Below are 13,748 nucleotides of genomic sequence, written 5' to 3' on the forward strand. Positions count from 1 at the left end.
GGGTCCGGGGGGTCCGGGGGGCAGGGTCAGGGGGTCAGGCGGGCGGTCAGGGCCCGGCCGAGGTCGTGGCCGGAGCGCCAGGCGCTCTGGATGCGGGGCTCGCCAAAGGCGTCCCCGGCCAGGCCGATGCCGTCGGCGTCGAGGTGGTACGTGCCGTCGCCGGCCCGGTCGACGGGCTTCGCGTACGTCCAGCGGTGCACGTGCACGTGCTCGGCGCGGTCGGGCAGGCCGAGCAGGTCGCGGACGGCCTCCTCGATGGCCCGTGCGGCCCCGGTGGGCTGGGCGAGGTGCCCGGCGGCGAACTCGGGCGTGGTGTGCGCGACCAGCACCGGGGCGCGGTCGCCGCGCCGGTCGCCGTCGTCGCAGACGAGGTTGAGCAGCGGGTGGTCGTTGACGAACGCGCCCCGGAAGTCGGGCCAGGACCGGGCCGGGAAGCGCAGCACCCCGCTGAGCGTCGGCGACCACCGCTGCGCCTGCACGGCGGCGGTGGCCGCCTCCAGCGCCGGGTCGAGCAGCAGGGCCGCCTGGGGGCCGGGCAGGGCCAGCGCCACGGCGGCGCAGGGTTCCCCGTCGACGGCCGGCCCCGGCTCGACGCCGAGCACCAGCCGGTCGACGACGACGGGCAGGTCGGCGGCCAGGTGCTCGACCAGGGAACGCAGCCCGCGCGGGGCGGCCCAGCGCATCGGCCCGGGGACCTCCCGCCGGCCGGCGGCGGAGTAGGCGACGAAGGTGTCGGTCCATTCCCGGGCCAGCCCGGCGGCCGCCCAGCCGCGGACCACCTCGGCGAAGCCGGGATCGCTCACGGTGAAGTACGCCGCGCCGAGGTCCGCCGGTCGCCCGTCGAACCGCTTGCTGGCCATCCGGCCGCCCGGCACCCGGCCGCGCTCGCGGACCTGGACGGGGATCCCCGCCCGGTGCAGCTCGGCGGCGCAGGCCACCCCGGCGATGCCCGCCCCGACCACCACGACGCGCGCCCGGTCCACTCCCATCCGTTGATCGTAGGGGGTGGGGCGGCTCGACGGTCTGGCAAGCTCGTGGGGTGACCGACGACCTGGATCGGGCGCTCGCCGGGGTCGGGCCCCGGCTGCGGGCGCTGCGCCGGCAGCGCGAGACGACGCTGGCCGAGCTGTCGGCGGCGACCGGCATCTCGGTGAGCACCCTGTCCCGGCTGGAGTCCGGTGCCCGCCGGCCGACCCTGGAGCAGTTGCTTCCTCTGGCGCGGGCGCACGGGGTGACGCTCGACGACCTGGTGGGGGCCCCGCCGACCGGGGACCCGCGCATCCACCTGCGCCCCGTCACCCGGCACGGCATGATCATGTTGCCGCTGACCCGCCGGGCGGGCGGCATCCAGGCGTACAAGCTGGTGATCCCGGCGGGCGGCGGTCGCCGGGAGCCGGATCCGCAGACCCACGAGGGCTACGAGTGGCTGTACGTGCTCAACGGCCGGCTGCGGATGGTGCTGGGCGAGCGGGACCTGGTCCTCTCCCCCGGCGAGGCGGCCGAGTTCGACACCCGCGTCCCGCACTGGTTCGGGGCCGCCGACGCCGGGCCGGTGGAGTTCCTCAGCCTGTTCGGCAGCCAGGGCGAGCGGGCCCACCTGCGCGCCCGCCCGAAGGCCTGACCCGGAAACCGATCGAACAACGTCACAGGGTCTTCACATGCTGGCAATGGACGCGTACCTTGTCGAGAAAGCGTGGGAGCGCTTCCACGCATAAACATCGATCCGTGGAGGACGACGCCCATGCGAAGCAGACCGGCGCTCGCGGCCGTGGCCGCCAGCGCGACCGCACTCACCGCCGCCACCGTCGCGGTCGGCCTGCTCGGGGCCACCCCCGCCGCCGCCGCCGACTCCGCGTTCTACGTCGACCCGCAGGCCAGCGCCGCCCGCTGGGTCGCCGCCAACCCCGGCGACTCCCGGGCCGCGGTGATCCGGGACCGGATCGCGAGCGTGCCGCAGGGCCGCTGGTTCACCACCACCAACACCTCGACCGTACGCTCCGAGGTGGACCAGTACGTCGGTGCCGCCGCCGCGGCCGGGAAGATCCCGATCATGGTGGTCTACAACATCCCCAACCGCGACTGCAGCGGGGCCAGCACCGGCGGCGCGCCCAGCCACTCCGCCTACCGGCAGTGGGTGGACCAGGTCGCCGCCGGCCTGGCCGGGCGGCCCGCCACGATCGTGCTGGAGCCGGACGTCCTGCCGATCATGACGAACTGCCAGAACTCCAGCCAGCAGGCCGAGACGCGGGCGTCGATGGCGTACGCCGGCAAGAAGCTCAAGTCGGGCTCGTCCCAGGCGAAGGTCTACTTCGACGCGGGCAACTCGGCGTGGCTGGCCCCCGCCGAGATCGCGTCCCGGCTCAACGGGGCCGACATCGCCAACAGCGCCGACGGCATCTCGCTGAACGTGTCGAACTACCGCACCACCGCCGAGTCCGTGTCGTACGCCAAGCAGGTCATCGCCGCCACCGGCGTGTCCCGGCTGAAGGCCGTGATCGACACCAGCCGCAACGGCAACGGCCCGCTCGGCTCCGAGTGGTGCGACCCGCCGGGGCGGGCGATCGGCACGCCGAGCACCACCGCCACCGGCGACTCGTCGATCGACGCGTTCCTGTGGGTGAAGCTGCCCGGCGAGGCGGACGGCTGCATCGCCGCCGCCGGCCAGTTCGTCCCGCAGCGGGCCTACGACCTGGCGATCGCCGCCGGCCCGCTCCCGACGACCGCCCCGCCGACCACCGCCCCGCCCACGACCGCCCCGCCGACCACCGCGCCCCCGACCACCGCGCCGCCGACGACGAACCCCCCGGCCGGCGGGTGCACGGTCACCTTCACCCCGAACGCGTGGACCGGCGGGTTCACCGCCGAGCTGCGGATCACCAACGGCGGAGGCGCGCTCAACGCCTGGTCGCTCAGCTTCGGCTTCCCAGCCAGCGCCGGGGTGCGGCTGTCCAGCGGCTGGAACGGCGAGTGGAGCCAGAGCGGCGACACGCTCCTCGTCCGCAACGTGGCCTGGAACGGCAACCTGCCGGCCAACGGCACGGTGAGCGTCGGGTTCCAGGGCACCTTCTCCGGGTCCTCGCTGCCCGCCCCCAGCGGCTTCACCCTCAACGGCTCCCGCTGCAACTGAGCAACAAGGAAGGGCCCCCTGTTAACGCCTCCGGTATAGCAGGGTCCCCTTCTCACCACCACCGGGCCCCGGCCGCCGCGCGAGAAGCGCGGGGGCCGGGGCCCGGACCCGTCGGGCGGGGGCCACGCCACTCAGGCGCCCTGGCCCTGGTTCTGCATGAGCCCGCCGTCCATGAAGTACGTCGCCCCGGTCACGTAGTCGGCGTCGTCGCTGGCCAGGAAGACGGCCAGCCGGCCGATCTCCTCGGGCTCGGCGGCCCGCTTCCACGGGATCGACTGCACCTGCTCCTCCAGGTAGGCCGGGTCGTCGATGGCCTTCTGGTTGAACGGGGTGAGCACCATCCCGGGCCCGATGTTGTTGACGTTGAGGTGCATCGGGGCGACCTCCAGCGCGAGGCTCTTGGCGAACTCCAGCAGCGCCCCCTTGCTGGTGTCGTAGTCCGAGCCGCCGGCGCGGGCCACCTCCTGGTGGATCGACGTGATGTTGATGATCTTCCCGTGTCCGCCCTGGTCGCGGCGGTGCTGGACGAACCTCCGGGAGCAGAAGAACGCCCCGTACACGTTGGTCCGGATCGCCCGGTCCCACGTCTCGGTGTCCAGGTCCGCCACCGGGATGCCGGAGGCATCGACCCCGGCGTCGTTGATCAGCACGTCGAGGCTGCCGAACTCGGCGATGGCCGCGTCGAACATCGCCTCGACGTCCTGCTCGTCGGTGATGTCGCAGCGCATCACCACCGCCCGCTGGCCAGCCCGCTCCACCCGGTCCCGGGTGTGCTCGGCCCCCTGCCGGTCGTGCAGGTAGTGCACCACCACGTCGGCGCCCTCGCGGGCGAACTCGATGGCACTGGCCTGCCCGATCCCCGAGTCCGAGCCGGTGATCAGGGCCGTCCTCCCGTCGAGCCGTCCGGTCATCAGCGTGCTCCCTCCGGTCGTGCCGTGCCCGTCGGCACGGTCTGGCGCGGGCGGTCCGCACCCGTTGCACGTCGCCGCTCGTCGGCGTCGGCGTCGGCTTGCCTCCGGGCCGCCGTCGCCTCCGTCAGGTGCCCGGCGGCGTTGATCAACCCGATGTGCGAGAACGCCTGCGGGAAGTTGCCGAGCTGCTCACCGGTGGTCTGGTCGATCTGCTCGGCGAACAGGCCCAGGTCGTTGACCCGCCCGGCGAGGGACTCGAACAGCCGCTCGGCCCGGTCCACCTCGCCGGCCAGGGCCAGGCAGCCGACCAGCCAGAACGAGCAGATGACGAAGCCCGCCGGGTCGCCGTCCCACCGCCGCAGCAGGCCGTCGTGGGACAGCCGCGCCTCAACGACGTCGATGGTGGCGCGCATCCGGGGGTCGTCGGCGGGCAGGAAACCCACCAGCGGCATGAGGAGCACCGAGGCGTCCAGGTCGGGAGAGTCGAAAGCCCCGGTGTACGCGCCGACGCGCGCGTTCCAGCCCCGCCGCAGCACCGCCGCGCGGACGGCGTCGCGGGCGTCCGCCCAGCGGGCCACGTCGGCGTCGTCGCCGAGGCGGGGCCCGAAACGCACCGCCCGGTCCAGGGCGGTCCAGCACTGCACCTTCGACGACACGTAGTGCCGCTCGGCGTCGCGGGCCTCCCACATCCCGGCGTCGGGGAGGTGCCAGTCGGCGACCGCCTGATCCGCCAGGGCGCGCAGGAGCTGGTGCACCTCCGGGTCCATCGGGTCGAGATAGTGGCGCATCAGCCACGCCGCGTCGAGGACCTCCCCGAGCACGTCGGTCTGCCGCTGCCGCCACGCGTCGTTGCCGACGAAGACGGGCCGGCTGTCGGCATACCCGGCGAGGTGGTCGAGACGATGCTCGGTGAGGTCCCGCTCCCCCTCGACGCCGTACATGATGGGCACCGGCTGGTTGCCGATGCGGCCCATCGCCCGCGCCACCCAGGCGAACTGCCGGTTCGCCTCGTCGGGGCAGGCCGCCCGCCACAGCGCCCGCAGGGTCAGGCTGAAGTCCCGCACCCAGACGAAGCGGTAGTCGTAGTTGCGGTCGCCGCCCAGCTCCTCCGGCAGCGAGGTGGTCGCCGCCGCGACGATCGCGCCGCTGGGCTGGTACGTCATGCCCTGCACGACCAGCGCGCTGCGCCGCACCGGCTCCGGATAGCGGCCCTGGTACGGGTGCAGCCCCGCCCACGAGCGCCAGCTGGCCGCCGCCTCGGCCACCGTCGCCGCCGCGTCCGGCGTCACCGGGTCCCCGCCGTCGTACGTCGGGGCGTACCCCAGGGTGAAGCCGTAGGACTCGCCGGCCCGGACGGTGAACGTGGCGGTGGCCTCGCTCTCGCCGCAGGTCAGCGGCACGTCGCCGCGCAGCCGCAGCTTCGCCGCCCCGGCGGTGGCATCGAGCCCCCCGGGGTGCGCGACCAGGTACGCGGCGACCCGGCCGTACTCGAAGCGGGGCCGGTAGGTCAGCCGCACCGGCACCGCGCCGGAAACGCCCTCCACCAGCCGGGCGAGGACACGCGGCGAACGCCGGCCGATGTCGTGGCCGCGCGCGCCGGGCTCCAGCGCGAGCGCGTCGGTCACCGCGACCGACCCGCCGTCGGTGGTGAAGACGGTACGCAGCACCAGCGTGCCGTCCAGGTAGGAGCGTTCGCTGGTGAAGCCGCCCTCGGGGCGGATCGACCAGTGCCCCGCGTCGTCGTCGAGCAGCCGGCCGAAGACCGACGGGGCGTCGAAGCGCGCCGGGCACCACCAGTTGACCGAGCCGGCCCGGTCGACCAGGGCCGCGCTGCGGCCGTCGGCCAGGAAGCCGTGTTCGCTGATCCGTCCGCTGTCCACGCCAGTGCCTACCCGGCCGGGCCGAGCAGCATTCGCCACCGGCGGCGACGTTACCGCTCGCCGGCCGGGGGAAGGCGGGTGGTCGACGAAGGAGGACACGATGACCAGACCCACGACTTCGACTGCGGCCTGGCAACCCGGAATGCCGGGCGCGAACAACCTCCCGTACGGCCCGGCGGGCCGACCCGCCGCGCCCGGTGGCGACGGCCACGGCCCGCAGATGGGCCCGCCGACGGTGACGATCGGCACGTACCCGGACTATCCGTCCGCCCAGCGGGTGGTGGACTATCTGGCCGACAACCGGTTCCCGGTGGAGCACACCGCCATCGTGGGGACGAACCTGACCCTCGTCGAGACGGTGCTCGGCCGGCTGACCACGGGCCGCGCGGCCCTGATCGGCGCGGGCACGGGCGCCTGGTTCGGCCTGTTCATCGGCCTGCTGTTCGGCATCTTCACCGCCGGAAGCTGGATCGCGGTGATCCTGGTCGGGCTGGTGATCGGCGCGATCTGGGGTGCCGTGTTCGGCGCGGTGGCGCACGCGATGAGCGGCGGCCAACGCGACTTCACCTCGGCGAGTTCGCTGCGCGCCGCCCAGTACGCGGTCACCGTGGACGCCGGCGTGGCCGACCAGGCCCGGCAGCTGCTGGGCCGGATGCACATGACGCCGACGGGCGCGACCGCCCGCTGAGCGGTGACCTGAGCGGTGACCTGACCGCCCACCGGCGGCCCCGGGGACTCCCCCGGGGCCGCCCGGCGTCCGGGGGCGGACCGGCGTCCGGCGGGCCGGCGTCCGCCCGCCAGGCCGGTGTCCGGGGCGGGGCCGGCGGCTGGCAGGCCGCCCCGCCCGTGATCGACTCCATGTCGGCGACATGACGCGCCGGCCCGGGGCAGGCCGAGGCCGAGGCCGGGTGGAGCGGGGCAGGCCGGGTCAGCCGGCGCACCCCGCCCGCGCGACCGAACCCGCCCGCGCGACGAAGCCGCGCCACGCGGCGGGCGCGAAGGTGAGCGTCGCGCCGGCCCGGTCCTTGCTGTCCCGCACCAGCACCACGCCGGGCAGGTTGTCGGCGACCTCGACGCAGTTGCCGCCGTTGCCGCTGCTGCGGGTGCTCGTGCGCCACCGCGCGCCAGTCAGGTCCATGCTTTCGCCATCTCCCCGAGTAGGTCGGCCGATTGCCAGTGGGAGAGCGCCTCGCCGCGCACGTTCTCCCAGACGGTCAGCAGGGCCGCGATGTCCTCCGGGTCGGTGACGAGCTGCCCGTCGAGCTGGGTGTCCACATAGCCCGCCGTCCGCAGCTCCGGCCCCACCGCGAGCACGAACGGACCGTTGAGCCCAGCGTACGCGCCGACCGTCGCCGGCACGACGTGCACGCGGACGTGCGGGGCCGCGCAGACCGCCACCAGGGCCTCCAGCTGCCCGCGCATCGTCTCCGGCCCGCCGACGGGGCGGCGCAGCGCCCCCTCGTCGATGACCGCCGTGAGGCGGGGCGGGTCGTCGCGGCGCAGGATCTCCTGGCGGGCCAGCCGGTTGGCGAGGTGCTGCTCGACGTCGCCCGGGGCGATCAGGCCCGCGCCGCCGAGCACCGCGCGGGCGTAGGCCTCCGTCTGGAGCAGGCCCGGCACCACCATCGACTCGTACGATCGCAGCGACACCGCCTCCCGCTCCAGCTCCTGCCACGGCCGGAACCACGCCATGGGGTAACGACGTCTCGACGTGTCCGGCCAGATGTCCCGAATGGGCTGGCCGAGCGCCTCGGCCGCCGCCAGCCGGTGCCGGGCGTGGGGTATGCGGTCCTCGTTCAGCCACCGGGCGACGGTCTTGCGGTCGACGCCCAGCCGGGCGGCGAGCGACTCGATCGAGTGCCCGCTGTCGCGCAGAGCGAGGCGCAACGCATCGTTCATGGTCTCCCCCGTGGTCGTGTGGGATGTCTGGGCACCATAGCCAGCACGGGCTGTTCGTGTCCGCTTACACACGGCAAGTTGGGGTGTCGAAGGGCGCGGATCGACGGGACCGGGAGACGCCATGACACACCACACAGGACGCGAGCCGGGGTCGGTCGCGCCAGAACAGCTCGACGCGGGAAAGCCAGAGCGGCTCGACGCGGGAAAGCCAGAACGGCTCGACGCGGAGAAGGCGGCGTCTGCGGTGCGCCCCACTGACGTGCCGGTCGACCTGGAGCTGCACTGCGCGGGGCGGCCCGCCTGGCGGTGCACGCACGATGGCGAGCCGTTCCCCTGCCCGACCTGGCGGGCCCTGCCCCTGGACGACAACCTGCGCGCCGTCCTGCTGGCGGCGTTCACCCTGTTCCTCCGCCCGGCGATCCGCGACCTGCGGGGGCACCCCGACGGGCCGACCCCGCCGGAGATCGTCCGACGTTTCCTGTGGTTCCTGCCGGTCACCGACGAGGAGGCGCGCGCCGTCGCGCTGCGGTACCGCTGATGCCGCGCCCGCGCCCCCACCTGCCGGTACGCCCCGTGTGGCTGTGCGGGCGCTGCGGCGCCCCGTGGCCCTGCGGCGCGGCCCGACTGTCGCTGCTGTCCGAATACCGGGGCGACCGCACCTCGCTGCTGGTCTACCTCGCGGTGCTGCGGGAGGAGGCGAGGGAGCACCTGACCGCCCTGCACCCGGCCACCCCGCCCGGCGACCTGACCGACCGCTTCCTCACCTGGGCCCGCGCCCGCCCCTGACCGATCCTGGCCCGCCCCGGCGATGATCGACTCCATGTCGGCGACATGGGGGCATCCGGACCCCCGGGACACCCCCACCTGCCCGACATGAGCCGGCCACCCGCCCAGCTCACCCCCGGCGGGGTGGCCCCCGGGTGGGTCGGTCAGGGGTCGGTGGCCAGACGGGCGTGCAGGTGCTCGTCGTGGCGGCGGCCGTCGCCGTAGCGGTGCGACTCGCGCAGGGTGCCCTCGAGGGGGTAGCCCGCCCGTTCGGCGACCCGGCAGGAGGCGGGGTTGGCCACCGCGTGGAACAGCTCGACGCGGTGCAGGCCGAGCATGGCGAAGCCCCAGCCGGTGAGCCGCCGGACGGCGGCGGTGGCCACGCCCCGCCCCCGGGCGGCGGGGGCGGTCCAGTAGCCGATGTTGGCGTGGCCGCCGCCGATGCCGCTCAGCGACACCGAGCCGAGCAGCGCGGTGTCGCCGGGGTCGGCGACGGCGAGGGAGGCGTGGTCCCCGGCGGACCAGTCGGCCCGGCGGCGCACCCACTCGCGCGCCCGCGCCTCGTCCATGTCGCCCTGCGGGTTCCAGGTCGTCACGGCCGGGTCGCGCAGGGCGGCCAGCACCGCGGGGGCGTCGGCCGCGCGCCAGGGGCGCAGCAGCACCCCGGGGGCGGCCAAGCGTACGTCGTCCATGGTCCAGCAGTCTGTCAGCCCCCGCCCGGGGCCGCCGGACGTTTCTCCTTCAAATCCGAAGCGAGGTCCTACAGGCACGGAAAGTAGCGCAGCTCACCCCCAACTCAGAGCACTTGTCAAAATTTGAAAGAGTGCTACTGTTGCGGCATGACGGAGAGCCTGGACAGCGAGCGGATGGCCTGCTGGCGGGCCTACATCGAGTCGAGCCAGCGGCTGTTCACCCAGATCGAGGACGACCTGCGGGCCGACAGCGAGCTGAGCTTCGCCGACTACCACGTGCTGGTGCTGCTCTCCGAGGCGCCGGGGCAGCGGCTGCGCATGGGCGAGCTGGCCGGTCGACTGGTCTTCTCGCCCAGCCGGCTGACGTACCAGATCACCACCATGCAGAAGCGCGGCCTGGTGGCCCGGCAGTCGTGCGCCGAGGACGGGCGCGGCAGCGAGGCGGTGCTCACCGCCGCCGGGCTGCTGGCGCTGCGCGAGGCCGCGCCGCACCACCTGCGCTCCGTGCGCGCCCACCTGATGGACGACCTCGACGACGCCGAGGTCGCCTGCCTGACCCGGGTCTTCGAACGCCTCGGCCGGCGGCTGCGCGCCGACCGCGACGCCTCGTCCACCCTCAGCGAGTAAAGGAGTTCGAGATGCCCGCCATCACGGTCGACGACGTTCTTGTCCTGCCCCGCCTGCCCCGGCTCGACGAGTCCACCCGCTACCGCCCGGTCCGCAAGCTGACCACCGCCCCCAGCGGCTACGAGGGCGAGGGCTTCCCCGTCCGCCGGGCCTTCGCCGGGGTGCCGATGCACGAGCTGGACCCGTTCATCCACCTCGACCAGATGGGCGAGGTCGACTATGCCCCGGGCGAGCCGAAGGGCACCCCGTGGCACCCGCACCGGGGCTTCGAGACGGTGACCTACATGATCGACGGGATCATGGACCACCAGGACACGCTCGGCGGCGGCGGCACGATCACCGACGGCGACACCCAGTGGATGACGGCCGGCAGCGGCCTGCTGCACATCGAGGCCCCGCCGGAGCACCTGGTGGTCAGCGGCGGCCTGTTCCACGGCCTCCAGCTCTGGGTCAACCTGCCGAGGGTGGCGAAGATGAAGCCGCCGCGCTACCAGGACATCCGCGGCAAGGAGTCGGCGCTGCTCACCACGCCGGACGGCGGGGCGCTGATCCGGGTCATCGCCGGTGAGGTCGCCGGGCACCAGGGGCCGGGCTCGACGCACACCCCGATCACCATCGCCCATGTGACGGTGCAGCCCGGGGCCGAGCTGAGCCTGCCCTGGCGGGCCGACTTCAACGCCCTGGTCTACGTGCTCGCCGGGCGCGGCACGGTCGGCACCGAGCGCCGGCCGTTCCACACCGGGCAGCTCGCCGTCCACGGTCCGGGCGACGCGCTGCGGGTGACCGCCGACGCGACGCAGGACTCGAACGCTCCCGCCCTGGAGCTCTACATCATGGGCGGGCAGCCCATCCGGGAGCCCGTGGCCCATTACGGGCCGTTCGTGATGAACACCCGGGACGAGCTGATCCAGGCGTTCGAGGACTTCCAGGCCGGGCGGCTCGGGGTGGTCCCGGCGGAGCGGCTGCCGCACACCGGCGGGCAGGGCGAGCGCCCCTGACGCGGGCCGTGCCGGGCGTCACCGGGGTTCGTCCCCGGTGACGCCCTTCGGCGTACCCGAAATTGGCTGCCGGTCAGGAGACCGCGAAGATCCCCGCCACCCCCAGCAGCACCATCACCAACACGGCGACGAGCGCCCCCCGCTCGCCCTCCACCGGCTGTTCGTGCTGCTCGGTCATGACATCGGTCGGCTCGGCGGGCATCGTGCGGCCTCCTCGGTGTGCGCTTCGCTTTCTCGGATGTGGCTCCGCGCGGATCGTCGGCCAGGTCACCGGGGGTGCCGGTCGGCGTGCGGACCCGGCGCGGGGGTCCTACGGTGAGGACGTTGTCGACCTCGGGAGCTGGAGCGTGCCGATGCGGGACTGGTTCCTCACCGCGGCCGAACGCGCCAACCCGGTCTCACGGATACCCGTCTGGACGACCGGAAACCTCGCCGAGCCGCTGATTCACGGCTCGGCCTACTTTGACCGGCTGGTCAGCGAGGTGGAGGCGCTGCGGGCCGGCGACCATCTGTTCTTCACCGACTGGCGCGGCGACCCCGACGAGCTGATGCGCCCGGACGGCCCGACCGTCGCCCAGTTGTTCAGCCGGGCCGCCCAGCGCGGGGTGGTGGTCAAGGGCCTGCTGTGGCGCTCGCACCTCGACGCCCTGTCGTTCAGCGAGGCGGAGAACCGCAGCCTCAGCGAGACGATCTGCGCGGCCGGCGGCGAGGTGCTGCTCGACCAGCGGGTCCGCCGGGGCGGCTCGCACCACCAGAAGCTCGTCGTGCTGCGCCATCCCGGGGACCCGGAACGCGACGTCGCCTTCGCCGGTGGGATCGACCTGTGCCACAGCCGCCGCGACGACGCCGAGCACCGCGGCGACCGGCAGGCCGTGCTCATGTCGCCCCGGTACGGCGACCACCCGCCCTGGCACGACGTGCAGCTCGCGCTGCGCGGGCCGGTGGTCGGCGCGCTGGACACCACGTTCCGCGAGCGGTGGACCGACCCGATGCCGCTGGACTCGGAGAACCCCCTGGCCTACCTGCGGGACCGGCTGCGCGGGTCGGACCTGCGCCCGGACCCGCTGCCCGACCAGCCGGCCGACCCGCCGCCGTGCGGGCCGCACCGGATCCAGGTGCTGCGCACCTATCCGGCGGTGCGCCCGCGCTACTCCTTCGCCCCCGACGGCGAGCGGACGGTGGCGCGCGGCTACACCAAGGCGGTACGCCGGGCCCGCCGGCTGATCTACCTGGAGGACCAGTACCTCTGGTCGACCGAGGTGGCCGACCTGTTCGCCCGGGCGCTGCGGGACAACCCGGAGCTGCACCTGGTGGCCGTGGTCCCCCGGCACCCCGACGTCGACGGCCGGTTCGCGCTGCCGCCGAACCTGGTGGGGCGGGAGCAGGCGCTGGCGTTGTGCGGGAAGGCCGCGCCCGACCGGGTGCACGTCTTCGACGTGGAGAACCATGCGGGCGACCCGGTCTACGTGCACGCCAAGGTGTGCGTGGTCGACGACGTGTGGGCCAGCGTCGGCAGCGACAACTTCAACCGCCGCTCCTGGACCCACGACAGCGAGCTGTCCTGCGCGGTGCTCGACGAGACCCGGGACGACCGCGCCCCGCTGGACCCGGCCGGGCTGGGCGACGGGGCCCGCCGCTTCGCCCGGGACCTGCGGCTGCGGCTGTGGCGCGAGCACCTGGACCGGGACCCGGACGGCGGCGAGGACGCCGACCTGCTCGACCCGGCCTCGGCGGTGCGGGCGATCACCTCGGCGGCCGACGCGCTGCAGCGCTGGCACGACGCGGGGCGGGTGGGCCCGCGCCCGCCGGGCCGGCTGCGCCCGCACCGCCCCGAGCGGCTGCCGTGGTACACCCGGGCCTGGGCGCTGCCGGCGTACCGGCTGGTCTACGACCCGGACGGCAGGCCGCTGCGGGCGCGCCGCTCCGGCACCTGGTGAGCAGGCGCGTACCCGCCCGTCCCGCCCGGGTACGCGAAGGAGGCGCGCGGCGAGTAGAAGCCCTCCGTGATGGTCAGCGGGTTCGCCGGGCGCAACGCGTGGACGGGGTGGTCGGGGTCGAGGAAGTCGACGGACTCCACCTCGAACGGCGTCACCGGTTCGGCCACGTACGGGTGGACGCCGCCGGTCAGCTCGCCGTCGCGGGCGGTCACGTAGCGGTGGTGGCCGCTGCGGATGAGGTGACCGGTGTGGCCGACGTGGACGCGGGTGCGGATCAGCGGGACGCCGTCGACCTCGGTCTGCGCCACCAGCGTGTCGCCGCGCCGCTCCAGCCAGGTGTGCCCGGCCCCGACGGGTGCGCCGCGCGCGGCGGCGTAGCCGCGCATCCGGGGGCTGGAGCAGAGGTAGTGCGTCCACCAGCCGCCCGGGGCGCCCAGGCCGGCGACGCAGATGCCGAGGTAGGTCAGCGAGTACGCGCCGAGGCCGGAGGTCTGGGTCTCGTCGTCGACCACGTACTGGTTCATGAAGACGTGGGGGTCCGCCCCGGCGCGCAGGCCGGCCGGCAGTAGGGCGACGACCGCGTCCGGGGCCGCCGGCAGCCAGCAGAGGTAGACCATGCGGCTGTGCACGACGAGGTGCGGGTCGGCGGGGTCGAGCACGGCGCCTCCGGGCGGGGGAAGGTTCCCCGCGACGCTACGGGCCGTCCCGCGCGCGGGACAACGACGGAAAGCCGACAGTTCGGACCCATAACCGACCGGGAACCGGTAATCACGATCACAGATTCGTACGTCGCTGCCCTTTTTGGGGGTTTCGTCCTCGAACACACCTTAAGTACATCGTACTTTCGGCTAGATTTCTGGGAGCCGATCAGGCTAAGGTGAGTCCCGAACGGCCCATCTGAAGCTAAACCAA

Annotated in this window: 15 protein-coding genes; 8 read left to right on the top strand and 7 right to left on the bottom strand. The window is 74.2% G+C overall.

Going from position 1 to position 13,748, the window contains the following annotated elements; translation table 11 throughout:
- Positions 1 to 26: 26 nt before the first annotated feature.
- A complete protein-coding gene (locus LPA42_RS03785) occupies positions 27 to 989 on the bottom strand; it encodes an NAD(P)/FAD-dependent oxidoreductase (protein ID WP_077937203.1) in 963 nt (320 codons plus the stop codon).
- 50 nt (positions 990 to 1,039) lie between these two features.
- Between LPA42_RS03785 and LPA42_RS03790 the strand changes: the two genes are divergently transcribed.
- Together LPA42_RS03790 and LPA42_RS03795 are read left to right on the top strand one after the other, a co-directional pair.
- Positions 1,040 to 1,621: a helix-turn-helix domain-containing protein gene (locus LPA42_RS03790; RefSeq protein ID WP_077937202.1), complete on the top strand. Its 582-nt coding sequence runs from the start codon at positions 1,040 to 1,042 to the stop codon at positions 1,619 to 1,621.
- 120 nt (positions 1,622 to 1,741) lie between these two features.
- On the top strand, positions 1,742 to 3,127 hold the full coding sequence (locus tag LPA42_RS03795) for a glycoside hydrolase family 6 protein (RefSeq protein WP_228986318.1): 1,386 nt from the start codon (positions 1,742 to 1,744) through the stop codon (positions 3,125 to 3,127).
- A 131-nt stretch (positions 3,128 to 3,258) separates the two neighbouring features.
- Here the strand turns inward: LPA42_RS03795 and LPA42_RS03800 are convergent, their stop codons facing one another.
- Together LPA42_RS03800 and LPA42_RS03805 are read right to left on the bottom strand one after the other, a co-directional pair.
- Entirely contained in the window at positions 3,259 to 4,038 is a 780-nt protein-coding gene (locus LPA42_RS03800; RefSeq protein WP_077937201.1) for an SDR family NAD(P)-dependent oxidoreductase, read from the bottom strand.
- A complete protein-coding gene (locus LPA42_RS03805) occupies positions 4,038 to 5,918 on the bottom strand; it encodes a glycoside hydrolase family 15 protein (protein ID WP_077937200.1) in 1,881 nt (626 codons plus the stop codon). Before LPA42_RS03805 ends, LPA42_RS03800 begins: the two co-directional genes overlap by 1 nt.
- A 100-nt stretch (positions 5,919 to 6,018) precedes the next feature.
- Between LPA42_RS03805 and LPA42_RS03810 the strand changes: the two genes are divergently transcribed.
- On the top strand, positions 6,019 to 6,606 hold the full coding sequence (locus LPA42_RS03810) for a general stress protein (RefSeq protein WP_077937199.1): 588 nt from the start codon (positions 6,019 to 6,021) through the stop codon (positions 6,604 to 6,606).
- Positions 6,607 to 6,846: 240 nt separating this feature from the next.
- Here the strand turns inward: LPA42_RS03810 and LPA42_RS03815 are convergent, their stop codons facing one another.
- Together LPA42_RS03815 and LPA42_RS03820 are read right to left on the bottom strand one after the other, a co-directional pair.
- Positions 6,847 to 7,056, bottom strand: coding sequence for a DUF397 domain-containing protein (locus tag LPA42_RS03815; RefSeq protein ID WP_077937198.1), 210 nt, complete (start codon positions 7,054 to 7,056; stop codon positions 6,847 to 6,849).
- Positions 7,047 to 7,817 (bottom strand): helix-turn-helix transcriptional regulator, encoded by a 771-nt coding sequence (locus tag LPA42_RS03820; protein WP_077937197.1) that lies wholly within the window; start codon positions 7,815 to 7,817, stop codon positions 7,047 to 7,049. The genes LPA42_RS03815 and LPA42_RS03820 overlap by 10 nt, the downstream gene beginning before the upstream one ends.
- A 121-nt stretch (positions 7,818 to 7,938) precedes the next feature.
- On the opposite strand from LPA42_RS03820, the gene LPA42_RS03825 reads away from it, so the two are divergent.
- Together LPA42_RS03825 and LPA42_RS03830 are read left to right on the top strand one after the other, a co-directional pair.
- The gene (locus LPA42_RS03825; RefSeq protein WP_228986319.1) at positions 7,939 to 8,355 is read left to right on the top strand and encodes a hypothetical protein; all 417 of its coding nucleotides are present in this window, start codon (positions 7,939 to 7,941) and stop codon (positions 8,353 to 8,355) included.
- Complete coding sequence (locus LPA42_RS03830) at positions 8,355 to 8,603, top strand: flavin reductase (protein ID WP_091280047.1); 249 nt, start codon at positions 8,355 to 8,357, stop codon at positions 8,601 to 8,603. Before LPA42_RS03825 ends, LPA42_RS03830 begins: the two co-directional genes overlap by 1 nt.
- 143 nt (positions 8,604 to 8,746) lie before the next feature.
- On the opposite strand, the gene LPA42_RS03835 is transcribed toward LPA42_RS03830, so the two are convergent.
- On the bottom strand, positions 8,747 to 9,274 hold the full coding sequence (locus LPA42_RS03835) for a GNAT family N-acetyltransferase (RefSeq protein WP_077937195.1): 528 nt from the start codon (positions 9,272 to 9,274) through the stop codon (positions 8,747 to 8,749).
- A 147-nt stretch (positions 9,275 to 9,421) separates the two neighbouring features.
- Here LPA42_RS03835 and LPA42_RS03840 point away from each other — a divergent pair, with 147 nt between their 5' ends.
- The 3 genes from LPA42_RS03840 to LPA42_RS03850 all read left to right on the top strand — a co-directional run bounded on the left by LPA42_RS03840 (position 9,422) and on the right by LPA42_RS03850 (position 12,836).
- Entirely contained in the window at positions 9,422 to 9,901 is a 480-nt protein-coding gene (locus LPA42_RS03840; protein WP_077937194.1) for a MarR family winged helix-turn-helix transcriptional regulator, read from the top strand.
- An 11-nt stretch (positions 9,902 to 9,912) separates the two neighbouring features.
- On the top strand, positions 9,913 to 10,899 hold the full coding sequence (locus LPA42_RS03845) for a pirin family protein (protein ID WP_077937193.1): 987 nt from the start codon (positions 9,913 to 9,915) through the stop codon (positions 10,897 to 10,899).
- A 347-nt stretch (positions 10,900 to 11,246) separates the two neighbouring features.
- Positions 11,247 to 12,836: a phospholipase D-like domain-containing protein gene (locus LPA42_RS03850; protein ID WP_077937192.1), complete on the top strand. Its 1,590-nt coding sequence runs from the start codon at positions 11,247 to 11,249 to the stop codon at positions 12,834 to 12,836.
- On the opposite strand, the gene LPA42_RS03855 is transcribed toward LPA42_RS03850, so the two are convergent.
- Positions 12,785 to 13,495 (bottom strand): hypothetical protein, encoded by a 711-nt coding sequence (locus tag LPA42_RS03855; RefSeq protein WP_077937191.1) that lies wholly within the window; start codon positions 13,493 to 13,495, stop codon positions 12,785 to 12,787. The genes LPA42_RS03850 and LPA42_RS03855 overlap by 52 nt on opposite strands.
- Between the last annotated feature and the right edge of the window lie 253 nt (positions 13,496 to 13,748).

The organism is Micromonospora sp. DH13, from assembly GCF_020873825.1.
In the GTDB taxonomy this organism is placed as follows: Bacteria; Actinomycetota; Actinomycetes; order Mycobacteriales; family Micromonosporaceae; genus Micromonospora; species Micromonospora haikouensis.